The 24715-nt window shown below is 30.1% G+C and carries 19 protein-coding genes; 9 read left to right on the top strand and 10 right to left on the bottom strand.

The window, feature by feature from the left end:
* Positions 1–114 precede the first annotated feature (114 nt).
* Positions 115–1989 (top strand): IS1634 family transposase, encoded by a 1875-nt coding sequence (locus tag ACZ5SO_RS10555; RefSeq protein WP_464624504.1) that lies wholly within the window; start codon positions 115–117, stop codon positions 1987–1989.
* 153 nt (positions 1990–2142) lie between these two features.
* Here ACZ5SO_RS10555 and ACZ5SO_RS10550 read toward each other — a convergent pair whose 3' ends face one another.
* A complete protein-coding gene (locus ACZ5SO_RS10550) occupies positions 2143–2559 on the bottom strand; it encodes a DUF3842 family protein (RefSeq protein ID WP_464624502.1) in 417 nt (138 codons plus the stop codon).
* A 209-nt stretch (positions 2560–2768) separates the two neighbouring features.
* On the opposite strand from ACZ5SO_RS10550, the gene xdh reads away from it, so the two are divergent.
* Positions 2769–5336 (top strand): selenium-dependent xanthine dehydrogenase, encoded by a 2568-nt coding sequence (gene xdh, locus ACZ5SO_RS10545; RefSeq protein ID WP_464624501.1) that lies wholly within the window; start codon positions 2769–2771, stop codon positions 5334–5336.
* A 51-nt stretch (positions 5337–5387) separates the two neighbouring features.
* Entirely contained in the window at positions 5388–6308 is a 921-nt protein-coding gene (locus tag ACZ5SO_RS10540) for a ketopantoate reductase family protein (protein WP_464624500.1), read from the top strand.
* Positions 6309–6315: 7 nt separating this feature from the next.
* Here the strand turns inward: ACZ5SO_RS10540 and ACZ5SO_RS10535 are convergent, their stop codons facing one another.
* From ACZ5SO_RS10535 to ACZ5SO_RS10510, 6 genes are all read right to left on the bottom strand, one after another.
* Positions 6316–7197, bottom strand: a complete 882-nt coding sequence (locus ACZ5SO_RS10535) for a ribonuclease D (protein ID WP_464624499.1) — start codon at positions 7195–7197, stop codon at positions 6316–6318.
* Positions 7198–7288: 91 nt separating this feature from the next.
* Positions 7289–8587, bottom strand: a complete 1299-nt coding sequence (locus ACZ5SO_RS10530; RefSeq protein WP_464624498.1) for a uracil-xanthine permease family protein — start codon at positions 8585–8587, stop codon at positions 7289–7291.
* A gap of 181 nt (positions 8588–8768) precedes the next feature.
* On the bottom strand, positions 8769–8912 hold the full coding sequence (locus ACZ5SO_RS10525; RefSeq protein ID WP_464624496.1) for a hypothetical protein: 144 nt from the start codon (positions 8910–8912) through the stop codon (positions 8769–8771).
* 73 nt (positions 8913–8985) lie between these two features.
* Positions 8986–9915: a helix-turn-helix transcriptional regulator gene (locus tag ACZ5SO_RS10520; RefSeq protein WP_464624495.1), complete on the bottom strand. Its 930-nt coding sequence runs from the start codon at positions 9913–9915 to the stop codon at positions 8986–8988.
* Between the two features lie 42 nt (positions 9916–9957).
* Positions 9958–10530, bottom strand: coding sequence for a DUF3793 family protein (locus tag ACZ5SO_RS10515; protein WP_464624494.1), 573 nt, complete (start codon positions 10528–10530; stop codon positions 9958–9960).
* 139 nt (positions 10531–10669) lie between these two features.
* Positions 10670–12568, bottom strand: coding sequence for a phosphoenolpyruvate carboxykinase (GTP) (locus tag ACZ5SO_RS10510; protein ID WP_464624493.1), 1899 nt, complete (start codon positions 12566–12568; stop codon positions 10670–10672).
* A gap of 436 nt (positions 12569–13004) precedes the next feature.
* Here ACZ5SO_RS10510 and ACZ5SO_RS10505 point away from each other — a divergent pair, with 436 nt between their 5' ends.
* Entirely contained in the window at positions 13005–15152 is a 2148-nt protein-coding gene (locus ACZ5SO_RS10505) for a U32 family peptidase (RefSeq protein ID WP_464624492.1), read from the top strand.
* A gap of 110 nt (positions 15153–15262) precedes the next feature.
* Here ACZ5SO_RS10505 and asd read toward each other — a convergent pair whose 3' ends face one another.
* From asd to ACZ5SO_RS10490, 3 genes are all read right to left on the bottom strand, one after another.
* Positions 15263–16288, bottom strand: coding sequence for an aspartate-semialdehyde dehydrogenase (gene asd, locus ACZ5SO_RS10500; protein WP_464624491.1), 1026 nt, complete (start codon positions 16286–16288; stop codon positions 15263–15265).
* A 387-nt stretch (positions 16289–16675) separates the two neighbouring features.
* Positions 16676–17089, bottom strand: a complete 414-nt coding sequence (locus ACZ5SO_RS10495) for a flavodoxin (RefSeq protein WP_464624490.1) — start codon at positions 17087–17089, stop codon at positions 16676–16678.
* A gap of 441 nt (positions 17090–17530) precedes the next feature.
* Positions 17531–19510: a PAS domain-containing protein gene (locus tag ACZ5SO_RS10490; RefSeq protein WP_464624489.1), complete on the bottom strand. Its 1980-nt coding sequence runs from the start codon at positions 19508–19510 to the stop codon at positions 17531–17533.
* 173 nt (positions 19511–19683) lie between these two features.
* On the opposite strand from ACZ5SO_RS10490, the gene ACZ5SO_RS10485 reads away from it, so the two are divergent.
* From ACZ5SO_RS10485 to ACZ5SO_RS10465, 5 genes are all read left to right on the top strand, one after another.
* On the top strand, positions 19684–19866 hold the full coding sequence (locus ACZ5SO_RS10485; protein ID WP_464624487.1) for a 4Fe-4S binding protein: 183 nt from the start codon (positions 19684–19686) through the stop codon (positions 19864–19866).
* Positions 19867–19918: 52 nt separating this feature from the next.
* Positions 19919–20311, top strand: a complete 393-nt coding sequence (locus ACZ5SO_RS10480) for a PH domain-containing protein (protein ID WP_464624486.1) — start codon at positions 19919–19921, stop codon at positions 20309–20311.
* Positions 20312–20598: 287 nt separating this feature from the next.
* Complete coding sequence (locus ACZ5SO_RS10475) at positions 20599–22116, top strand: sodium-dependent transporter (RefSeq protein ID WP_464624484.1); 1518 nt, start codon at positions 20599–20601, stop codon at positions 22114–22116.
* Between the two features lie 166 nt (positions 22117–22282).
* A complete protein-coding gene (locus ACZ5SO_RS10470; RefSeq protein WP_464624483.1) occupies positions 22283–23488 on the top strand; it encodes a M24 family metallopeptidase in 1206 nt (401 codons plus the stop codon).
* Positions 23489–23497: 9 nt separating this feature from the next.
* Positions 23498–24670 (top strand): YgeY family selenium metabolism-linked hydrolase, encoded by a 1173-nt coding sequence (locus tag ACZ5SO_RS10465; RefSeq protein WP_464624482.1) that lies wholly within the window; start codon positions 23498–23500, stop codon positions 24668–24670.
* Positions 24671–24715 lie beyond the last annotated feature (45 nt).

Raw genomic sequence — 24715 nt, 5'->3', positions numbered from 1 at the left:
AGAGATAAATTTTTTTATTATCTTTTTCGTTGTATTTTATTTGTACACACAGGGCACACTTGTATATATTTATAGTTTGTGCTATAATTTTATTTATCAAGTCGAGGTTTAAAAATGTATTTATCAGTCATTCCACAGAAAAGATCCAATAAACATAGAATGTATATAAGAGAGTCTTATAGAGTTAATGGAATTCAAAAAAAGAGAATAATTGAAGATCTTGGTTTTGTTGAAGACTATCTAGATCAATATGATGACCCTGTTGCTCATTTCAAAGAAGTAGCTAAACAAAGAACTGCTGAAAAAAATTATCTAAATGAAGAAGTTGAAGTTAAAGTAAGAATTCATGATTTTTTAGATAAACAACAAATAGAGAAATCAGACTTTAGTAATAGAAAAAACTTAGGATATATTGTAATCTCTCATTTTTATCATAAGCTAAAGCTAAACAAATTTATTAACAGTAAAAAAAGATCAACTGATATTGCCTTTAATATGGATAAAGTTTTTCAGTTATTAATTTATTCAAGAATTATTAATCCAGATTCTAAATTAGGGACCTTTAATAATAAGGAAACCTTCTTTGAGCCAATGAATTTCGATATACAACATATCTACCGCACAATGGATTATCTTTTTAAATGGAGATATAGCTTAATTAAGCATCTTAACAATCAAATGACGAAACAGTTTAATAGAGATACTACATTAATGTATTATGATGTGACTAATTATTACTTTGAAATAGATAATGCAAAAGAAATGAAGCAACGTGGTGTATCAAAAGAACATAGACCTAATCCTATTGTTCAGATGGGTCTTTTTATGGATGATATGGGAATACCTGTTAGTTATCGTCTTTTTGATGGAAATACAAATGATTGCTTAACTCTCCAACCAAATATGCAAACAGTAAAAGATGATTTGCAGATAAAAGATATAGTTGTTGTAGCAGATAAAGGAATGATGACAGGAGATAATAGAGGGAATATTCTTATAAATCATAATGGGTATGTAATAAGTCACTCTGTAAGAGGAGCTGATGCAGAGATGAAGGCTTGGGTAAAAAAACAGGATGATTATATTTATCTAGAAGTTCCAGAGAAAGAACAGAGATATGAGAAAATAAAAAAAGGGCGTTGTATTGTTGGAGAAGATAATGTTCCTAGAGTAAAAATGAAATCAAGATTTTATCCAGCAAAGATAAATGTAAAAAATAAAGAAACTGGGAAAATTACTAAAGTATTAGTTAATGAAAGACAAGTTGTGTATTACAGTCAAAAATTTGCAGATAAAGCTAAGAGGGATAGAGAAGATGCTCTTTGTAAAGCACAAAAATTTATTGATAGTGGTAGTACTGCTGTTATGAATAATTATGGAAGTAATAAATATATTAAAACAGATATTGTATCAACTAATGGAGAGAAGCTTTCAAAAACAGATTGTATAAAACCCTATTTTAATCAAGAAAAATTAAAAGAAGAAGAATCTCTAGATGGTTACTATGTGATATGTACAAATGTAATTGGATTAGATCCAGAAGAAAAACCAATGAAATGTAAAAGTAAATTCTTGAAGGATAATTACTTCAAGCTGAACAAAGTCGTTACCGATTTAGATATCATTGAGATGTATAGAGGATTATGGGAAATTGAAGAAACCTTTAAGATAACAAAAAGCTACTTAAATTTCAGACCAGTATTTCACAACAAAAAAGAAAGAATTGAGGCCCATTTCTTATCATGTTTTGTTTCTTTGGTAATTACAAGATTAATAGAACAATCAGTTGAATCAAAATGGTCAACATTACAGATAATTGAAAGTCTTCAAAAAGCTTGTGGAAGTGAGTTTGAAGATAACATTTATCTATTTGATTACTATGACGATATTTTAGAAGAGTTTGATCGTAAGTTAGGAACTTCATTTAAAAGAAAATATTTAAGTAAAGGTGATTTAAAATATATCATAGGAAAAATGAAGAAACAGTAAAAGTGTCCACAACTATTACACAACGTTTATAAGGATATAATTCTTACCATACAAGGAATTATATCCTTTTTTTCACCTATTTAGCTGTCAAAGACAGGATTTAAGATATAATGTATTTGAATATATGTCAATTCACAATTTAACTAAATATTTTTATAACAGTTCTGCAATTGATTCAATAATTTCGTTAATGATTGTATCAAGCCCAATTCTAGTTGTACCTGCTATAGTTATATTACATTTGGATACGGGTATAAATATTTTATGTGCTTTACTTTGGCCAATGGCAAGTGCCATCTTAGGAGTAATTTCACCATGTAAGGCATCAGCTATTATAATACCAATTGGCCCTATAATAATATCAGCATCACGCGCTGCAACTATGACAGGATTCTCGCCAGTTGCAATCCCATCTGCACCACTTTGAAGCATAGCAGCTGTAGCTATGCTATTAGTTCCAATGGCTATTATTTCTGTATTTGGATATTTTTCTTTTATCTTTTTTATTAAGGTTTTTCCAAGGCTTCCACCTTGTCCATCTATCACAGTAATCTTTTTATTTGTTTTCATAAGTTTATTATAAATTATATATCTAAATATGAAAACATATATATTAGTTAAATGACTAGTAGTTTAGATCTAATCAATAAAATTATATTGACAAGGATAGAAGTGTTGTGTGAGAATATAGATAGCGTTGTATCACAGACTTAACCATTTCGTTAAACTAAGCGACACGCAGATTTTCAAGCACAACGTGCAAAACCGGGAGGAACGCTGTGCATACTTTCAGCGTCAATGGTAAAAAAATAACAACGGATGTAGACAAATCTTTACTAAGATTTTTAAGAGAAAATCTTAATTTATATGGTACTAAAGATGGTTGTAGTGAAGGAGCTTGTGGAACTTGTACTGTCATAATTGATGGTAAAGCAACAAAAGCTTGTCTAGCAAAAATTTCTAAGCTTGATGGAAAAAATATAACTACGATTGAAGGTCTAACTCAAAGAGAAGAAGAAGTATACGGGTATTGTTTTGCTGCCGCAGGGGCAGTTCAATGTGGGTTCTGTACTCCAGGAATGATTTTAGCTGCTAAAGCTTTGATTGATGTTAATAACAATCCTACACCTTTAGAAGTTAAAAAAGCAATAAGAGGTAATATCTGTAGATGTACAGGCTATATTAAAATTGAACAAGCAATTTTAGATAGTGCTAGATTTTTTCGAGAAAATTTAGAAATACCCAAAAATAGTGATAACCCTAAATTAGGAACTAGATTTATTCGACCTGATGCTTTAGATAAGGCTTTGGGACGAGGAGTATTTACTGATGATATTGAACTTGAGGGAATGCTTCATTTAAAAGTTCTTAGAAGTGCTTACCCAAGAGCTAAAATTCTAAAACTAGATGTATCTAAAGCAGAGGCACACCCTAAATGTGTTAGAATTGCCACGGCTAAGGATGTTCCTGAAAATAAATTAGGACACTTAGTTCATGATTGGGATGTTTTAATACATGAAGGTGATATTACTAGGTATATTGGAGATGGAATAGCTATTATTGCAGCAACTGATGTTGATGCTTTAGATGAAATTGCATCTTTAATTGATGTAGAATATGAAGTATTGCCTGCTGTTGTTGATGTTCATCAAGCAATGGAAGAAGATGCTCCTAAAATTCATGAAAAGGGAAATATCCTACAAGTTGAACATATTCAAAGAGGTGATGTAGAAACTGCTTTAAAAAACAGTGCTCATATTGTAAGGAATACTTACAAAACCCCATATACTGAACATGCCTTTATGGAAGTTGAGTGTGCTGTAGCCTTCCCACAAGGAAAGGGCGTAAAGTTATATACATCTTCCCAATCAATTTATGATGATCAAAGAGAAGTTGCAAGAATGTTGAAACTTCCTTTAGATGATGTAGAGGTTGAAGCCGCATTAGTTGGTGGTGGTTTTGGTGGTAAAGAAGATATGAGTGTACAGCATCATGCAGCACTAATGGCTTATCTAACTAAAAAACCTGTTAAATTACATCTTACAAGACAAGAGAGTTTAATGGTTCACCCTAAGCGTCACCCAATGGAAATTGATATTACAACAGGTTGTGATGAAAATGGAAAAATCACAGCAATGAAGGCTGTTATTATTTCTAACACAGGAGCTTATGCCTCTTTAGGTGGTCCTGTTTTACAAAGAGCTTGTACTCATGCTTCAGGCCCTTATAATTATCAAAATATTGATATTATAGGTAAAGCAGTATATACAAACAATGTTCCAGGTGGTGCTTTTAGAGGATTTGGAGTAACCCAAAGTTGTTTTGCAGTTGAATCAAATTTAAATCTTTTAGCTGAAAAAGTTAATATGGATCCTTTTGAATTCAAATATAAAAATGCATTGAGAGTTGGTGATACTATGCCAAATGGGCAAATAACCTCTGAAGACTGTGGTATTGTTGAATGCATGGATTTAGCTAGAGATATTTATTATAAAAATCCTAGTAAAATAGGTTTTGCTAATTCATTTAAAAACTCAGGTATTGGTGTGGGTGTTCCAGATTCAGGTAGATGTATTTTATCTATTGAAAATTCAATAGTTCATATTAGAACTAGTGCAGCTTGTATGGGGCAAGGTATTGCTACTATGGCATCACAAATGCTTGGTGAAACTTGTAATCTTAAACGAGAGCAGATGTTAGTAGAGCCTCCTAATACGAGAAGAACTCCAGATTCAGGTTGTAGTACAGCAAGTAGACAAACTGCATTTACTGGAGAAGCTATTAAGAGAGCTGCAGAAAAATTAAAGGCAGCTTTAGAAAATCATACTATTGAAGAATTAGAAGGCCAAGAATTCGAAGGGGAATTTACATTTTATTCAGATCCAATTACTAGTGATAAACCACATCCAGTTAGCCATTTAGCTTACAGTTATGCTACTCAATTAGTTGAGTTAGATGACGATGGAAAATTAAAGAAAGTTTATGCTATAAGTGACGTTGGAACTCCAGTTAATTTGACTACTCTAGAAGGTCAAGTTGAAGGTGGAGTTGTTATGGGCTTAGGATATGGATTGAAAGAAGATTTTCCAACTTATGGTGGATATCTTAAGGTTAAGTATGGTACACTAGGGTTGTTTAGGAGTACTGAAGTACCTGAGATTGAAACAAAATTTGTTACTGGGCCAGGAAAAACAAAATATTCTTATGGCGCAAAAGGAATTGGTGAATTAAGTACAATTGCTACTGCTCCAGCTTGTCAAATGGCTTATTACAAATACGATGGTATTTTCAGAAAAGAACTGCCATTAGGTGGAACTCCGTATAAAAAGAAAAAAGAAGCTAAATAAGGCTAAGGTTATCCTCTCAATTTTGAGAGGATAATTTACAGGAGGAAATTTGTGATAATAAACAAAGTCAGTTTGATTGGATTTGGAGCTGTAGGTGCAATTTATGGTGACAAAATTTCTAAAGTTATTGATTCTTTCGAGGTTATAGTTAACGGAGAGAGAAAAGATAGATATGAAGAAGACGGCATAATGATTAATGGAAAGAGAAAATTTTATAGTTTTATTTCAAGCAATAAAGCTCAAAAACCTCAACTATTAATTATTGCTACAAAAAACCATCATCTCTCTCAAGTAATTGAAGATATAGAGTCTTTAGTTGATGAAAATACTATTATACTTTCTCTTTTAAACGGTATTGTTTCAGAGAGAATTCTAAAAGAAAAATTTCCTAAATCTACTATTTTATATAGCTTTGCAGTAGGGTTAAGTAGCGAAAACTTAAATAATGAAATTAATTATTCTACAGCTGGTAGAATAATTTTTGGATCTGAAAACAATGAAAAAACAGAAGAGGTTTTAGCAGTTGAAGAATTATTCAAAAAAGCTAAAATTGATTATGTAATACCTAACAATATAATGCATGATCTATGGAATAAATTCATGTTAAATATTGTTTATAACACAATATCCTCTATATTGAGAGCGGGGTATGGCGTCTTTAAAAATGAAGATGTTAAAACTCTAGCTTTTAAAGTTGCAAAAGAAGTTCAACTAATTGCTCAAAAAGAGGGCATAGATTTAAGTGATGATGATATTAAAAAAAATCAAGAATTAATTGTCGCCTTAGATCCATATGGAAGAACTTCAATGTGCCAAGATATTGAAGCTTCTAGAAAAACTGAAAATAAATTTTTTAGCAAAACCATTATAGATTTAGCTAAAAAATATGATATATGTGTACCTTATTGTGAAAGTATTTATTACCTTGCTCAAGGGGCAGAATATAGAAATGAAATGATGAAAAATAAGTAAATTTTTATTAAGATGCTGAAAGCTCTTTTTTAGCATCTTGAATTGCTTTTTTCATTAGGGGATATAAAATTCTTTCAATTTTATAGTCCCTATTTTTTATTATAGCCTTTAATTTATCATCGTCATCATAACATTTTAAAAGATCTACTAGTTTTCTTTTCTCTAGAATACGAACTGCTGGGACATTTAATTTTTTAGCGACTATATCCCTTGCGATAAAAAAATGTTTAAGGTAAATTTTTTGTTCTTTATTTAGACGCTTCCAGTTTGTTATTTTTGTCCAACCCGGTTTTGGTGTCTTTGTAATTTTACCAGCCATTTTCATTTTTCGCATTGCACTTTTTATTTTATTTTCTTTGGTTGCTAAATCAATGAGTACCGTTTTGAGTTCATGAAGATAGGCCACATCTTCTAACGCATATTGAATTTGACTCTCTTTAAGTGGTCTTTTTAGCCAATTTGTCATTTGATTTTTTTTCTTTGAGGCCTTACTACCGATATTTATATGTAAATAGTTTTCAACTAAAGCAGAATATCCTTTTTCAAAACCTAGTTCTAAGGCTAAAATTCTAACATCAAATATATTTTTAAGTTCGATGTTAAATTGTTTTTTTACAAGAGATGCATCACTATCACAACTAAACATTATTTTTTCGATTTCTTTTTCTTCTAGAAAATCTTTTAGCATGGACTCACTTATTTTAAATGGATCAATTATATAAAAATTCTTTGTGTCGAATATTTGAATTAAACACAAATGTTCACCATAAATATGAAGGTTAAATTCTCCTTCAAAGTCCATTGCTATACTGTTTAAATTATTCTCTTTTAAATAATTTATAAAGTTTTTTAAGAGTTCATCACTATCAATAATATTATAATTGTACATATTTTTTAACATATAACGTTTTTAAAATTTTTTAAAGGTATAAATTAAAGGAGCTCAAGTTTTTGAGCTCCTTTAATTAGTTGCATCTTTATTAGATATATTTTACTTCAGGATCAGTTTCAGGAATTATTATATTTAAAATAATACCAACTAGTGTTGCTAGAGCAACTCCACCTAAAGCGAATGATAAATTTTCATTAATGTTAAAGGAAATCATTCCTCCACCAATACCAATTACTAAGATAACACTACTTATTGTTAAGTTTCTCTTATCTTTGTAATTTACACCACTTTCTACTAAAGTTCTAAGACCACTTGATGCAATGATACCAAATAATAACATTGAGATACCACCAAGAACTGGGGTTGGAATTGTTTGAATTAATGCTCCAAATTTACCAAAGAAAGATAACAGTGTTGCAAGAACAGCAGCTCCGCCAATAACCCATATACTATATACTTTAGTAATAGCTAAGACGCCAATATTTTCTCCATAAGTTGTATTAGGTGGGCCACCCCATAAAGAAGCCCAAGCTGTTGCAATACCGTCACCTAAAATAGTTCTATGAAGGCCTGGTTTTTCATAAAAATTTTCGCCAACTACGTTGCTTAATACTAAAATATCTCCTAGATGTTCACAAATTGTAGCAAATGACACAATTATAAAAGATAAGATTGCGATAAGATTAAATTTTGGGAGAGCAAAAGTAGGTAAATTTATCCAAGCAGTTTCTTTAATGATAGTGAAATCAATAATAGCATAAGCTGGGAAGAAAAAACCCATAATTAGTGTGAAAAGATAGCCACTAAATAATCCAATTAATATTGGAATTAAAGCCCAGAAACGTTTAAAAAATATGTTTGCAATAATTGTTATTGCAAGCGTGACACAAGCTATTGAAAAATATACCATACTATAGTTTCCAGTCGGATCATTCATTGCCATGTTCATAGCTGTTGGAGCTAAGTTTAGACCTATTACAATAATCACTGATCCAATAACAACAGGAGGTAAAGCTCTATCTAGCCATTTGTGCCCTATAACTTTGATCAAAGCAGCAATTAAAGCATAGAAGATACCAGCACAAAAAGCACCCCCCAGAGCGTATGGTAGACCAAATGTTGATGAAACCATAATAATTGGGGGGATGAAAGCGAAAGAACTACCTAAGAAAGCAGGGACCTTAGCTTTAGTTAAAGCTATATAAATTAAAGTTCCTGTTCCCGCACTAAATAGTGCAGCACTTGGGCTTAGTCCGGTGAGAATCGGTACTAATATTGTCGCTCCAAACATAGCGAAAACATGTTGAATGCTTAAGAAAACCCATTCTCCGATTGGGGGTTTTTCACTTGGGCCGTAGACTGCCCCAGAGATAAATTTATCCGACATAAAAACTCCTAGATTGACTATAAATAAATAGTGTTGGTTTTATGACTTTTTGATAAGTCGTTTTACCTTACCAAAAAAATAAGATAAAAGGAAACCCCCTATATGATGAGAATAGGGGGAAAAAAGTTTTTTTCCTCAATTGAGTGCATAAAAATTGATGAAAATCACTTTTTAGGAGTTTTTACTTTTTAAACAAAGGTAAAAATGCCCCAAGGATTATTATCAATGGAAAAAATAGAACAATAATGATTATGAGTAGGATAAGGAGTTTTTTATCCTTGATTTTTTTATCGAGTGGTTTTTTTAATAAATATGTTTTTTCCATTGGGGGCTCTCCTTTCAATCTGTCTTTATCATAATAGGAGGGCTAGGACATATAATGTCCCTTAGAAAAAAAATTATATTAATTTTTGCATTTTTTTTATTTCATCTTTCCACATTTCTACTAATTTGTTAGGACAAGTAGGTTTAGACAATGATCCAAAAGAGAGAATCTTAGATAAAATTTCTTCAAAAGAGGTAAAGGGAAGAGTCATATATAGAGTATTATTTTTTATAATAACTTCTTGATCTTTGTGCCAAGTTTGGGTTTTTACAATGTTGGCAGCCTTATCATAGAACTCAATAGTAGCTATATAACTTCTAGTATTCATAAATATACCAAAGCCCGATGAAATATATTTTTTTAGTTCACTTTCATTTTCTACATAAGTGTAATCTTTTAGTAATTCTTGAGGATTTTTCATCCTTGATAAATGAAAATTCCTAAGTCCTTTTTTGTCTCTATCATAGGCAATTAAATACCAAGCTTTGCCATCATTAACTAATCTTAAGGGTTCTACTTCACGAATACTAATTTGATTTTTTAGATTTGTGTATTTAAACTTGAGACAATAATTGTTTTTCATTGTAAAAGAAACCACAGAAAAAATACTTTTATCTGGAAGATCAATTACTGGAGATAAAAATAAGATTTTTTTAGACAGATTTTTATCAGCTTCATTTAAAGTATTATCGATTCCTTCTGCAATTAATGAGGAGGAAAGGGGTTGTAATCCGTTTACATTGCTGAAATTGTTAAAAATTGCTTTAAAAATTAGGGTTTCATCGTTATTAGAGTTTGTAAGAGAAAAGTCTTTTTCATATTTATAATAATGATTTCTATGATCATAAATAATTGGAGCTCTAAAACGATCTCTCATATATTCTAAATCACGTTTAACTTGTCGAGTGCTTATTTCAAATTTAATAGATATATCGGTTAATTTCAAAGCTTCTTTTTTTGACAGTTTTTTATCAATATATATAATTCTTTCTGTTTGACTCATAATTTAAAGTTAACATATACACCTAAATATTGCAAAATTATTTTATCCATACTTTTGAGTGATAAGTTTTCTTGTTATTAATTCTTCAAAAGGACACCCTTTTTCAAATTCTTTACAATATTGCTCTTTGCAAATATCAAAAGAAAGAAAACTTTTTTTAGCTTGCTCAACATTTGCATAAACTTTCCAATATCCGCAATATTTTTCATTTTCACCTTTATGCTTAATAAAGCCAATAGTATCTACAAAAGGATATCCTAAGAAAATTCCAATTTCATGTGGAAAGTTCTTTTTGTTGTTTTCGAGTCTTTGATAAAGTTGTGACAATAAACCATCTAAACTTGTAATTTTATAATCAAGCGATTTTAATAAGTTTAAATTTTCAGATGTAAATACACTTTTTGTTAAATTTTTTTCATTAAAAAGTAAAAAGCGTCTAACATTTTTACAACCGCCTAATTCTCTAAGTCTAAAACCATTTTTTTTGAGTATTGGTTTAAGTTGATTTGCTTCTTTATTTAAATTAGGTTCATTTTTCACCATAATTAAGTAGCTAGGTTTTAAATTAGCAAAAACCGGACTACAATATTTGATTAATGTTTCACTTAAACTCATTGGTTCCTCTCTTGATTATATTGTTAGTTATTTCTAACAATATAAAATAAGGGTTGAAAATGGTCAATATATTTCTAAATAATTTAGCTAAAAAAAATAGTCGCCATAAAGACGACTATTATAAATAATAAGGATAATCTTATTTGTATTCACCAGGTTTAATTTCTGCACCATATTTAGCTTTAGCGTCAGAAATCTTAGCAATGAATTCATCCCATTTATCAAAGATTAATTGTGGACAGAATTCATCCATTTTCTTGAAGTATTCTTTACTTCTTTCTAATTTAGCAATCCATTTGTCACAACGGAATGTGAATTGGTAAGTATATTCTTCAAGAGTATAATCTAAGTCTAAGAATTTCTTAAATAGAGCTTTAAGATCTTCATATAGAGGGATTTTACCAGTAGGTGTATCTAATGCGTCATATTCGCCATGTACTCTACCTTCTGCCCAGTGTACCCAAACTTTCTTAGCTAGTTTATCTGTACAGAATTTACCTTCTGGAGTTCTTAAGAAATAGTTTGTTGAGAATACTTTAGGAACTTGTTTTAGACCCTTAACGAAGTTAATATTGTTTAGAGTGTATTCACCTAGAGGGTATGATAGGAAGTCCATGTTAGCCATTGGACTAGGTTTTCTAACACCTTCAGCACCGATTGTTGCACTAGTTGTTTCTGATTCTAGTGTACAAGCTTTAAGTAAGATACCTTCTTCCCAAGAAGCTGATTCTTCAACAGGAACTGTTGTATCACTATCACGGCCACCATAAAGAACACCTTGAACTAATACACCTTTCTTGTCTTCATAACCTTCTTTGTCGAAGTTATCTAAGTAATCAAGTCTCATTGTGTAACGAGCATTGCCGTGTGCACATTTGATTTCATTACCGTTAGCATCTTTTTTACCTTCATACCAGTCTTTACCTGAGAAGTTATCACCAGTTTTAGGAGTATCTAAACCTGAACCTAACCAATAAGGTTTGTTATCTGGTCCACGTAGAACGTTAGAGAAGATAACTTCTTGGTTTACGTTTAAGTTATGGAAGATAACTGGGTCATCTTGAGCGTTTACATCTTTGATAATACCGAAAATACCTTGTTCAACGTTTACAGCTCTGAATTCGCCATCGATGTTTCTGAAATATGCAATATCATCACCAACGATTTGTTCGCCTGGAATCATAGCAGTAGAAGTTTTACCACAAGCTGATGGGTAAGCACCTGTGAAGTAAGTCTTACGACCTTTGTCTTCGTTTACACAAGCCATTACGAACATGTGTTCACATAACCAACCTTCTTGTCCACCTTTGTTGATAGCAAGACGCATAGCATGTTTTTTTAGACCAACAGTGTTACCAGCATATTGAGCGTTCATTGAATAAACGATGTTGTTTTGAGTATCCATGTAGATTCTTCTCTTATCTACATTAAGAGTACAACCTCTTTCATCTAAAGGACCAGCTGAGTGAATAAATCTGAAGAATTCATCTTTTTCTTCATCTTTCATTTGTTTGAAGTGTTCATAAGCAGGTCTGTAAAGAATAGTTTCTGAGTGAGCAACATACCATGAATCTGTGAATTGTACACAAGGCATTGTGAATTCACTGAATGCAGGACCTTCGCAGAAGAATTTAACAACAGCATCTTTTCCTGCCATGTTGTTCTTAGCGATAGACATGATTTCTGCTAAACCTTCATCATAATCGATTGAGTTTAAGCTCTTCATCTTCTCTAAGTTTTCTTTGTATACCATGTAACGAGTGTTAACCTTGTCACGTGCTTGATCAGCTGGACCATCCCAGTGGATAGTTTGCTTATCATTAGCTAATACAAATTCTTCACCTTTTGCTATAGCTTGATCTCTGATGTATTGTTCATCTTCTTTGCTATCATCACAAACATAAATTGTTGCTGGATTACAATGTTCAGCAAATTGACCAACAAATTCAATAACTTTTTCATTTTCAAGTGCTGTTAGCTTTTTGAAGCTAGCTTCGTTCATTTTGCTCTTAAGTAAATCGGTATACTTAGAATTCATTTATTTCTCCTTTGGCGAATCCAATTAATGTGGAAACCCGTAAATCTATAATTACACTAATGTAACTATAACGTTTTTTTAACCTATAGGTGATTTTCACCCACAAATAGACAACTATCAGTAATTGATAGTTTATAATCTAGATAAATAATATCTGACCAAAAATCTATATACAGGAAACAAGTATATTTCCTTGTCTAATAATAAAAAATATAACTAAAAATATCAATACTTAAAGTTTGATTTTTAATTATAGCTTAAAAATAAATATAACAAATTGGGTATAAATTTTGAATATGATAAAAATATGGATAAAAAAATATCAATTTCTTAAAATTTTGGATATTTTCTTTAAATATTATTTTAAAATGTATGTAGTGAAACTTTATTTTTTATATAGTAAAATAGGGATTATAAAGAGAGATAAGGAAATAAAATGATTGAATTAGCGATGCCAGCTGGATCTATGCAATGTGGGTTAGTAGCCTTAAGAGATGGGGCAGATGCAATATATTTAGGTTTGAGAAATTATTCTGCTAGAAAGGGTGCAGTCAATTTTAGTATAGAAGAATATTCTAAGATATTTAGGTATGCCCACACCCTTAATAAAAAAGTTTACGTTACTATAAATACTGTGATTCATGATGCTCAATTAGCCACTGTTATGAAAATTCTTAAATCACTTCAAATAATTGGTAGTGATGGTATTATTGTTCAAGATTTAGGTGTTGCTAAAATTGTTAGAGATAATTTTCCTTCCTTACCTTTACATGGTAGCACTCAACTTGCAGTTCACTCTGTTGAAGGTGTAAAAGCAATGGAAACTTTTGGTTTTGAGAGAGTTGTTTTATCTAGAGAACTTACTATTGAAGAGATAGAAAAAATTAGAAACAAGTGTAAGGAGATTGAATTAAAAGTATTTATTCATGGTGCACTTTGCTATGGTTTTTCTGGTTTATGTATGGCAAGTAATATAATTACAGGAAGAAGTGCTAATGCTGGTGCTTGTGCCCAAATTTGTAGGACTTGGTTTTCTTATAATGATAAAAATGGTTATTTCTTTTCAATGAAAGACCTAGAGATATCAGATAGTGTTAAAAAGTTAAGAGATATTAATATTGATAGTCTTAAAGTTGAAGGAAGGATGAAATCACCTTCTTATGTTTCAGCAGTTACAAAATATTATAGAGCTATATTAGATAATGAGCCATTTGAAGATTTATATGAAAATATGAAAACAACATTTAGTCGTGAAAGTTCAAAAGGTTGGATAGATAATTATAAAGAGAATAAGGTTAGATTAGTTGAAGATAGATATCCATCACATAAAGGATTAGCCTTTGCAACAGTTGAAGACTTATTGATTATTAGAAACAGAAAATATGCTCTACTCTCTCTTGATAAAGATATAGCAATACATGATGGGGTTATGTTTTTAAGAGAAGTAGAAGGGCAGGTAATTGAGCCTGTAAAATTTAGTGTAAGCTCTCTTTTAGATTTAAATAGAAATCAAATTAAGAGGGAGAAAAAATTTAACAAGGTACTTTTATCTGTAAGTGATAGAGAGTGGGGATTATGTAGAGGGGATACTCTTTACTTAATAAAAAGACATAATCAAGATGAAAAATTAATAAATACAGATAGGCTTCCTTTTACTAAGAATTATGGAAAGGCAAAATTTATTATAAGTGATACCTCCATTAGTATTGTCGCATCTTTTGCTATTTTAAATGAAATAAAAGTTGAAAGACATATTAATATAGAAAAATCTAATAAACAATTTGATTATAAACAAAAAATTGAAAATATTTTTAGCCAATCAGGCGATAGTTTTTTTGAAGTAAGTTCTCTTGAAATAGTTAATAATACTTCTTACGATTTTTCTAATATATTTTTGCCTTTGGCAGAGATTAAAAAATTAAGAAGAGCTTTTTATAATGAAGTAGATTTATCAGTTGATAACTATATTAATGAAGAGTTATCTTTTGAAGATAATAAAAATATATATTATGTTGAAGAACTCCCTCCTAGATCAAAAATTAAAGTAAATGATTTACCTTTCTTTGAAAATATTCCTTCATCGGTAAATCAATTGATAAATATAGATGGGAAATATTATTTACCTCTACCTCCTGTATTTTTTAATGAAGAAGAGCAATGTAATAATCTTAAATTATTAGTAGACAGTTTGATAAAATCAAATCTATTAGATAAAGTTTACTTTGGAATAAATAATATTGCACATATTAATTGGTTAAGATCTTATGAAGTAAAAGTTTATGGTGATATTTATTTTTATCTTGCAAATAGACAAGCTGCCTTAAATTTGCTTAGTACTAATTTAAACGTTGTTGGCGCTTATTTATTTCTTGAAACAGTGAAAGGTGATTTATCATTGTGGCCATTTCTTCCAACAAGAGTTGATGAAGACTTTGTTCCACCTTTATTTATATCTAGAACTAATTTTTCATATGATAGTCTAAATAATGAGCAGAAGGATGGTGAGTATTATATCTCTCAAAGAGATAACGAATATAAAGTGATTACAAGAGGAGAATTAACTTATTTATTAAAAAGGAACTAGGAGGAAATAATTCCTCCTAGAACTTAGACATTTTTATATTTTCTCTTTTTGGTTTTTCAAAAAGATATCTCAAGGTACCCCATGAAAAACTCTTTAGATTAATATTTAATTTAATCTTCTAATAGGCCATATTCTTTAACAAAAGCTTCTGCGTTTTGAATAGAGCCACCAGCAGCACCTTTAACAATGTTATTTACCATAAGTGCAAAGCCAATTTTATTACCTTTTTTCTTAACACGACCGGTATATACAACCATTCCTCTAGGATTTCCCCAGAAAGCATATTTTGGTTGAGGGAAGGTTTGTTCACTGCTATATACTACAGGTTGTTCAGGAGTTGATGGTAAATCAGTTACAACTTTAAAGTCTTTCCATGCATCAATAACATCTTGTTCATTAACTTCTTCATCGCATTCAATCCAAACTGTTTCTAAATGACCAAACATAACAGGGACTCTTACGGTGAAAGCATATACTTCAGGATCAATTGACAGAATTTTCTTAATTTCTTTTTCAATCTTAGCTTCTTCACCATTAATGAAAGGAATACAGTTGTCAGTAATATCTAGTGAAGACAGACCAGGATATCCAGCTCCACTAACACTTTGATAAGAGTTAATATGAATAGTATTTATTTTGAATTTTCTAAGTGGTGCTAGTGCCATAGCTAAACCTGTTGTAACACAGTTAGCATTTGTAACGCAGAAACCAGTTTTTGGATAACCTTGATCTCTAATTAAATCTAGTTGTTCAAGATTAGTTTCAGGTATTAAAATTGGTACATTTGAATCATAACGCATAGCTGCTGCATTTGAGAAAATGTAGAAGCCGTGAGCTCTTAACTGAGGTTCTGCTTCTCTTGCAATATTTGCAGGTAAAGCTGAAAAGACAATTTGTACACCTGCTTCTTTCATAGAGTCGAAATTAAATTCTTTCATTTCAATATCTTTAATTGATGAAGGCATCTCTAAAGGTAAAATCCAGTGAGTTGTTGATGCATATGATAATCCTACTCTTGAGGCAGAAGCTGTAGCGTATGCTACATTGAACCAAGGGTGGTCAGCTAGCATCCACATGAATACTTGTCCAACAGCACCAGTTGCGCCAATTACAGCTACATTAATTTTCTTTTCCATGTTATTTCCTTGTTGGGCGGTTCCCAATTAATTTTCATTTTTTAATACTTTATAGTTTTTGAATTAAAAAATCAATACATTTTCAATAAAAAATGTTAATAAATTTACAAAATGTTAATATGATAACATTTAAGTTTATTATATTAAACATATTATAGGTTTTTGAAGATGCTCCTTTAAGTAGGTTAGTCTTATAACAATAGGTAAGAGAATTCAGAATTTTATATTATTTAGTTAATAGGGATGTCTAATTTAGTAAATTGAATAATTATAGATATAGAATTTTGTGAAAATCTAAGTAGATTGTAAAAAAGCGTAATTTTAAGATATCAAACAAAAAAAACTCTACTTTTTTTCAAGTAGAGTTATATAAAGAGTGCTATTTAGCTAATTAGAAAGTTTTTTCCCCAATTCTTTTAGCTTATCTAGGGTTTCATCATCAGGTTCTAAATTAGCAATTACGCCATCAGAAATTAGATTAACGCCGTTTTCTTCACATTTAGCTTGCCAATCTCTCATCCATTGGCCATCTCCCCAATCATAAGAACCAAATAAAAGAACCTTTTTATCCCCAAGTAAAGGTAAAAGTTCTTCAAAGAATGGCTCAAATTCGCCTTCATCTAAAACTTCATCCCCCATAGCAGGACAACCAAGAGCTATAGCATCATAATTAGAAATATCTTGGGCATTAGTATTTCCAACTTCAAAGAGATCACATTCATCACCTGCTCCATCTTTGATTGCTTGAGCCATTTGTTCTGTATTCCCAGTCATGGACCAATAAACTACTGCTGTTTTCATAACAAAATCTCCTTGTTATTATATGTTGTAATTGAAAGTTAGTGCTTTTAACGTGGTTAGTACTAGCTAACACATTAAAACTACTTATAAAAAGTAAAATCGTCAATAGTAAAAGTAAATAAAATTAGAAAAAATGGTAAGATTTTAATTTAACTTGTTATTGGCAAAATAAATAGCAAAAAAATATGGTGACTATTGGGTATAGTCACCATACAACAGGGAAAAATAATGGAGTGACAAATTAATAATACTAATTAAGAATAATATGTTGAGTGATATTATTTTTGTTAGCAATATGTAACTTATGTATGTAATATAAATCCATATTAACTTTTTGTCAATATTAATTAAATAAAAAAAGAAAAAAAAATTTAAATTAATAAAATAATCGAATTATATTAAATAAGAAGTGATTAACTATAGCTAAAATTAGGTTTTTCATTAATTATTTTTTTTAATATTATCTAATAGTGCTAGTTCATTTCTTTTTTGTTCATCAATATTTTTAATTAGTACAATTAAGTGAAGGTGTTTTGTTTCTTGATCGATTTTATATATATGTTGGATTTTATACCATCTGTAGCCATTAAATCTTTTTGTAATAGATCTTAGTTTCACATCTATATTTATATTTTTGGGAATTGTATTGTTAAAAATATGAGAAATATTATTATCTCTAATTTTGATTATCTCATGTAGGTAATCCATATGGATTACATTATTTAGTAAAAATTCGAAGTTGTTAATATTTTTATTTTCATAGAAATCTTTAGGTTCTGTTGGCGAATATAAAAAGATAGGAGTATTTGTAAGGAGATCGTATTCACCAAAAAACTCATAATCAGCTAAGGCTAATTTCATAATTTCTTTTTGTTTGTTAAATCTCTCTAGAATAGATTTATGGGTATTAACATCTATAATTATACATAAAGCTTTAATTGGCATACCATTGTTAAAAAGTGTATAGCTTAAAATATTATACCAACCTATTTTATTATTTTTTATATGTATTCTACCGAGCCAACTATTTTTTTGTTTTATCAATATATTGTTGAAAAATTGCAAAAAACTTTTTTTATCGTCTTCGTAAATTATACTATTTTCTATTAAAGAATTAGGAATATTTCTAACGTATTTATTTGTAACTTTTATTGGAGATGAAACAAATACACTCGTTTCAAACATTTTATGAACTAAATCAACTATTAAGAATTTAGAGGCAATTGTTGGAGTAATTAAAAGTTCCTTTTTATTGCATGAATAGTTTTCAGAATCATTTAAGTTTTCAATTTGAGTAACTATAGCAAAAATGTGCTTCTCTCTATGTTTGTCTCTTGTAATTTCTATATTTTCATTCACCCAAATGCTTTTATTTTCCTTATCTAAAAGTCTATATGAAAAAGTGAATTTAGGCCTTTGTGATTTAAGTTTTTTATAAACTTGTTCAAAATATTCTTTATCTTCAGGATGAATGAGTTTTCTATAATCATAATTAGTAGCCTTAATTAATTCTTTTTTGCTATAATTTAATAGGGAAGCGAAGTTATCACTAAAGTCTTCTATCAAATAATATTTATCAAAGTTATTTCTATGAGTTCCTGAAATTTGATAGTTTATTGCAACATCAGCGTGATCTTTGTTATTTTCCAATATTGATTGATTGATTTCAGATTCTAAATCTATCGTTGGTCTTGCTATTATATAGTATTTTATTTGATTATTATCTTTTTTCCCTACAATTAGAGCAATAACCCAAATATATTTATCTTTGCTTTTTATTCTGCAATTGCAGGAAAAAGGCGATGATGAATTTAGGTTTCTAAAAAAAAGTTGTTGCATAATTTCAACATCTTCCTCATACATATAATCAAAAATATTTTTATTCAATAAGTTTTTAGTGGCTTCTTGGGATAAGTTAAAAAGAGATGAAAACTGTTTATTAATATTTGAGATAGAATAATAGTAATTGTTGATATACCTAACTACAATCAGACCACCTTGGGAGTGTTGCATTAAAGCATTAGAGTTATAATCTGGTTTTTCAATATAATCAAATTTTATTGAAATGATTTTACCCTCATCATCATTAAATGATACTGTAGTAAAAATATTAATACTAAGAGATAAGTTTTTACTTTTATTATAAAGTTTTAAACTGTAATTAATATTATAAACTGTATCAGTTACTTTTAAGACTAAGCTTGATAAAGGGGTTGTTTTAAAAGAGGATGGAATTAAGGATATGTCTGTAATGAAAATAGCTTTGAGATCATCATAATGTGCTATTTCAGCTTTTTTATTGGGACCTGTCCAAATGATTTTTTCTGAGAAAAAACTTAATGATTTTTCACTATTTCTTTCATAATAAAAAACTTTACAGAAATTTTGTACAATTTGTAAAGCTCTCTTTTCTAAATTCATTTTGTGGTCCCTCAATAATTTATATTACTAAAATGGTATCATGCAATAATTTATTATACAAGTAAATTAAATTTTCTTTTACAATAGTTAAATAATATTTTAGGTGAGTTTGTTACAGACTTTTATCAATTTTTTATTTATTAATTTATTAAGGAAAAATTGAGGAGAAAAATATGAGTATAAAAATTAATAAAAATCGTTGTCCACAAAATCACCCATGCCCTGCTATTAGAATTTGCCCAACAGGTGCTTTAAGTCAGAGAGGCTTTTCTGCTCCAGAAGTCGATAATAGTAAATGTATAAATTGTGGTAGATGTACAAGAATGTGTGCTTTTGGAGTTTTTTCGAAACAATAAAATTATTTTAATTTTTTCAACTTTTTATATGAATTCATGCTAAAATAATTTTATGGATAAAAAAGATATTATTTCACGACTTCAGGAATTATATATTTATGATTTGTATGGGTTTAAAACGGAGCTTAAACCTTTAGCAATGATTCTTTTACTAGATGAACAAATAAACTGTGTTGCTACTGCTGTTTTTGAAGGTAAGAGAAGATTAATTTGTGTAACAGATTATAGGGTGATTATTATAGCAACTCCAATTGTTGGATCTACTGAAACAACAATTATTAAGCGGAAAGCTATAACCGACTATAAGGCCAATAAAAAAATATATAATTCTAACTTTACAATAGCTACAAAGGGAAAAGAATATTTCTTTAAAAATTCTCAAAGGAGAATTATCGATTTATTTCTATGGGCCATGGAACAACCTATCAAAGAATATGAAGATTAAAGGTAAACTGATATGGTTTTGAGTAAGATATTGCTCAAATCTATCAGTTTTTTATTATTATTTAGGTAAATATCCTTTTTTTAAGGATATTTTTTTTTACTTAACAACTAATTAGAAATTATAAAAAAAATAAAGGAAATCATCGTTTATCCTGATTAAAATACTTAACAAAGCTTTTTTGGGTGAAGATAAACGGAAAGAAAAATGCTTGACATTAGGAAATATTGGTGCCTATTATTAAACAAGTTTATTATTATTCAACTTAGTTGAATAGGTTTGGAGGATATGTGAAAAACGGGAAAAAAAATGATGGTAGTGGGTATACGAGCCGTTGGGGCCTTATATTAACATTGATTGGTGCTTCTGTTGGGACTGGTAATGTTTGGCGTTTTCCAAGAATGGCTGCGTTAAATGGTGGTGGATCTTTTGTATTAGCTTGGACAATATGTTTATTTGCAGTTTCAATTCCAATTTTAATTGCAGAGCATGTATTAGGTAGAGCCTCTCGACATGGTGCACCAGGAGCGTTTAGAGATTTTATTGGTAAAAAATATACTTGGATGGGAGCTTTTTTAGCTTTAACAACGTTATTAATTACCGGATATTACACAGTAATAATGGGCTGGTGTTTTCATTATGCACTTTTATCGCTTAAAGGTTTCGATGGGGTAGATACAGTTGCACTGTTTGAGACTGTCTCTCAAGGGGGAGTAAATTGGGTTTATTTTGTAATTTCATTAGTAATAACTGCTTTCTTTGTGTCTCAAAAAATAAGTAAAGGTATTGAATTAATTGGTAAATATTTAACTCCTATTTTATTTGTTATTCTAATTGTAATTGCAGTAATAGCATCTCAGATGGAAAATTCTGTTTTAGGATTACAGAGATTATTTACTTTTTCTTCTACAACTTTTTTCAGTGCTAATACTTGGCTTAATGCTTTATCTCAATCGGCATGGTCTGTTGGCCCTGGTTTTGGATTAGTAATTGTTTTAGGTGTATATACAAGCTCTAAAACAGATATTGGCTTAAATGAATTTGTACATGGATTAGGAGATAATTCGGCTGCCCTATTAGCCGGATTCGCTATTTTGCCAGCTCTTTTTGCCATGATGCCTGTAGATACTGCTACTGAAATTTGTGCAAGTGGTAACTATGGTTTAACTTTTATTTCTTTGACCTCTCTATTCTCAAGTATTCCAGGTGGTCATATAATTTCATTTTTATTCTTTTTTGCATTATTTTCAGCAGCTTTAACTGCGAACGTAATTTTTATGAGTACTGGAGTAGTTCCTATGATGGATTCTACTAAAGTTTCTAGAAAAAAAGCTACTGTGCTTTTGACAATTATTGTATTAATTATTGGAACGCCTTCTGCTCTATGGAGAAGTTTCTTAGGTAACCAAGATTGGGTTTTAGGCCAAGCACTTCTTGTAGGTACAATTTTTACTTGTTTCTTAATTTATAAATATGGAACAGAAAAAATGCGAACAAAATATATTAATACAAAATATAATGAACTTTATATAGGGAAATGGTGGAATGTTTCTGTGAATTTTGTAACACCAATTCTTATAACAATTATGTTTATTTGGTGGACTATCCAATCAATTGGTTGGGGAGCAGATTGGTGGAATCCTCTTGCAGAAGCTTCTCCTGCAACTTTCATAGTTCAAATTTTAATTTATGTTGTTATTCTCATAATTGCAAATAATTTTCTTTCAAAAAATTCTGGTGAAAGATATATCGACAATCCTGAAGAAGGTAGTGTATTTCCGCCTCTTCCTGAAATTCATACTAAGTAGGAGATTAAAATGGAAATAAGTGCAATTTTATGTATGGTAGTTTGTGTTGCCTTAAATTGGGGAGTTTTTGCTTTATGTTTAATTAAAATAGCAAAAACAGGAAAAAAAGAAGCTTAAAAATATAATAAAAATTTTAAGAGCGTAAAATTTACAAGGAGACAATATTATGTTTGCAACTAATGTTCCTTTTGATCTTTTTAGTAAAAGAAGAAATAAATGTAGAACGATCGCAAAGGAAAGAGATTATAAGGGTGTTATAGTATGTTCAAGAGGTGGAGGTACTTGGGATAGATATGCTGGTGGTCAGTTTTTTGCTAATCACTATCAACAAAGATGTTATCTACCCGATAATCTTCCAAGATGGAGTGGTCGATCCCATTCACTATTACTGATTCCGACAGATGGAGAGGATTGTTTATTAGTTACTACAGAAGAATATCGTAAAGATTTAGTAGCTATTGATGATATCCGTTTCAATAATAATTTTTTTGAACTTTTTTCTACTTCTCTAAAAGAAAAAAATATGGATAGTGGTAAAGTTGGGATAATATATGAAGATGTTATAACGGGAACTATTTTAAGACATTTATATAAAAGTTGTCCAAATATTGAATTGATTCCTTGCGATGATATACTTGAAAATTTAAGAAAAGTCAAAACACCAAGAGAAATACAATCTATAAAAAAAGCTTGTGAAATCGGATCTAAAGCAGTTTCTTTAATTATGGAAAATGTTGCTGAAGGTAAAACCGAAGCACAAGTTATAGCTCCAGGTCTCTCTCATGTATTTAGTGAAGGGGCAGCTCTTTATTTTATTGTAGTAAATGGAGGTAAAGATCCAACAGCTGTTCATAGCATAGATTCTCCTGGTTATGATTGTATTAATCCCTTAAAAAAAGGTTCAATTTTTAAAGTTGATTTCATCATCATATATGAAGGGTATATCTGTGATTTTGGTAGAACCACTGTAGTGGGTGGAGCGAATGATGAGCAAAAAGAAGCTATTAATTTAGTTACAAATGCTTGTGAAGAAATCATTAAAAACATTAAACCTGGAATGATGGTAAAAGATTTGTGTAAAATTGGTGATGATTATTTAGTAGAAAATGGTGTATCTCTATCAGAAAAGCAAAATGATCCAAATCAATTATATGCAGCTTTTCCACCCCACTGGGGTCACGGAATTGGTTTAACTTGGGAACAACCTTGGTTTGTCCAAGATTGTGAGGATGTCATTGAAGAGAATTGGTATCTCGCAATAGAAAAAGCGTTGTATAAACCAGGTTTTGGTGTTGTTACATATGAACAAAATTTGATAGTAACAAAAAATGGTTGCTTGGTATTGTCAACCACACCAAAATATTGGATTTAAGGAAAAGTGATGCAGTTAAAAGATAAAAGAGTGATTAGGTTTTTACAAAAAGCTGTTCAGATAAAAAGTATTTCTGGAAATGAAGAAGCATTTGCAAATTTGATTAAAGAAGAAATGGATTCTTTAAATTATGATAAGACTTGGATAGATTCTTATGGTAATGTTATAGGCTTTGTCAGAGGAAATAACCCTGGAACTATTCTTTTTGAAGGTCATCTTGATACAGTAGATGTACCATCTCTAGAGAAATGGACACACAATCCATTTTCTGGAGAGATAGTAGATAACAAGATGTATGGAAGAGGCACTTGCGATATGAAAAGTTCACTCTGTGCGATGATAGAAGCAGGAGGGAATCTAATTGCTTCTAATAATCGAGACTTTTGTTCTTTTTACGTTGTAGGAGTTATATATGAAGAAATTTTTGAAGGTGTAAGTTTTGGAAAAGTTTTAGATGAAATAGATGTTGATGCTGTTGTTTTAGGAGAGCCTTCTGATATGAGGGTGATGCTTGGGCAAAAGGGTCGAGCTGAGTTAAAAATAACTTCGCATGGGAAAAATGCTCATTCAGCCTTTCCTAATAAAGGTATCAATTCAATTTATAATATGAATCTTATACTCTCAGAATTAGATAAAATTGAATGTGCGAAAGATAATATTTTAGGAAATGGCATAATGGTTCCAACAGATATTTGTTCTTATCCTTTTCCTGGCAATTCAGTAATACCGGATAAATGTATTTTAACAGTTGATAGAAGACTAGTAACTAATGAAACTGCAGATAGTGTTTTAGAGAGTGTCGAAGTTGTTCTAAAGAAAATTGAAGAGAAAGATCATAATTTTTCTGCTTCAGTTAAATTAGCCACAGATAAACAATTAAGTTATACAGGAAAAATTTTGGAAGCTGAAAGGTTTTTCCCCGCATGGTTTACAAAAAAAGAAAGTCAGATAGCTAAGTCTATTTCAAAAGCTGTAAAGCATGTCACTAAAAATGATAAAGTATTATTTGACATGTATTCCTTTTGTACAGACGGTAGTGAATCTGCTGGTAATAGAAATATTCCAACAGTAGGGTTTGGCCCAGCTCCATCTAATCTCGCTCACATCGTTGATGAATATGTTGAGATTGAAAAAGTTATTGAAACTCAAAAAATTTATGAAGAAATTGTAAGATTTTTTTAAAGTGATTGTGAATTAGAAAATTTAGGAAGAGTAAAATTTTTGCTC

The organism is Pleomorphochaeta naphthae, assembly GCF_055396005.1.
The sequence above is the reverse complement of the archived record's forward strand: the minus strand, read 5'-3'. Positions and strand labels throughout refer to the sequence as shown.

Excerpts from the sequence above, each read along its gene's own strand:
- ACZ5SO_RS10555 (WP_464624504.1), top strand. The coding sequence starts at position 115 with ATGTATTTATCAGTCATTCCACAGAAAAGATCCAATAAACATAGAATG.
- ACZ5SO_RS10470 (WP_464624483.1), top strand. The coding sequence starts at position 22,283 with ATGTTTGCAACTAATGTTCCTTTTGATCTTTTTAGTAAAAGAAGAAAT.
- ACZ5SO_RS10530 (WP_464624498.1), bottom strand. The coding sequence starts at position 8,587 with ATGTCGGATAAATTTATCTCTGGGGCAGTCTACGGCCCAAGTGAAAAA.
- ACZ5SO_RS10515 (WP_464624494.1), bottom strand. The coding sequence starts at position 10,530 with ATGAGTTTAAGTGAAACATTAATCAAATATTGTAGTCCGGTTTTTGCT.
- ACZ5SO_RS10550 (WP_464624502.1), bottom strand. The coding sequence starts at position 2,559 with ATGAAAACAAATAAAAAGATTACTGTGATAGATGGACAAGGTGGAAGC.
- ACZ5SO_RS10535 (WP_464624499.1), bottom strand. The coding sequence starts at position 7,197 with ATGTACAATTATAATATTATTGATAGTGATGAACTCTTAAAAAACTTT.
- asd (WP_464624491.1), bottom strand. The coding sequence starts at position 16,288 with ATGGAAAAGAAAATTAATGTAGCTGTAATTGGCGCAACTGGTGCTGTT.
- ACZ5SO_RS10525 (WP_464624496.1), bottom strand. The coding sequence starts at position 8,912 with ATGGAAAAAACATATTTATTAAAAAAACCACTCGATAAAAAAATCAAG.
- ACZ5SO_RS10480 (WP_464624486.1), top strand. The coding sequence starts at position 19,919 with ATGGATAAAAAAGATATTATTTCACGACTTCAGGAATTATATATTTAT.
- ACZ5SO_RS10505 (WP_464624492.1), top strand. The coding sequence starts at position 13,005 with ATGATTGAATTAGCGATGCCAGCTGGATCTATGCAATGTGGGTTAGTA.
- ACZ5SO_RS10490 (WP_464624489.1), bottom strand. The coding sequence starts at position 19,510 with ATGAATTTAGAAAAGAGAGCTTTACAAATTGTACAAAATTTCTGTAAA.
- ACZ5SO_RS10485 (WP_464624487.1), top strand. The coding sequence starts at position 19,684 with ATGAGTATAAAAATTAATAAAAATCGTTGTCCACAAAATCACCCATGC.
- ACZ5SO_RS10465 (WP_464624482.1), top strand. The coding sequence starts at position 23,498 with ATGCAGTTAAAAGATAAAAGAGTGATTAGGTTTTTACAAAAAGCTGTT.
- ACZ5SO_RS10495 (WP_464624490.1), bottom strand. The coding sequence starts at position 17,089 with ATGAAAACAGCAGTAGTTTATTGGTCCATGACTGGGAATACAGAACAA.
- ACZ5SO_RS10520 (WP_464624495.1), bottom strand. The coding sequence starts at position 9,915 with ATGAGTCAAACAGAAAGAATTATATATATTGATAAAAAACTGTCAAAA.
- ACZ5SO_RS10510 (WP_464624493.1), bottom strand. The coding sequence starts at position 12,568 with ATGAATTCTAAGTATACCGATTTACTTAAGAGCAAAATGAACGAAGCT.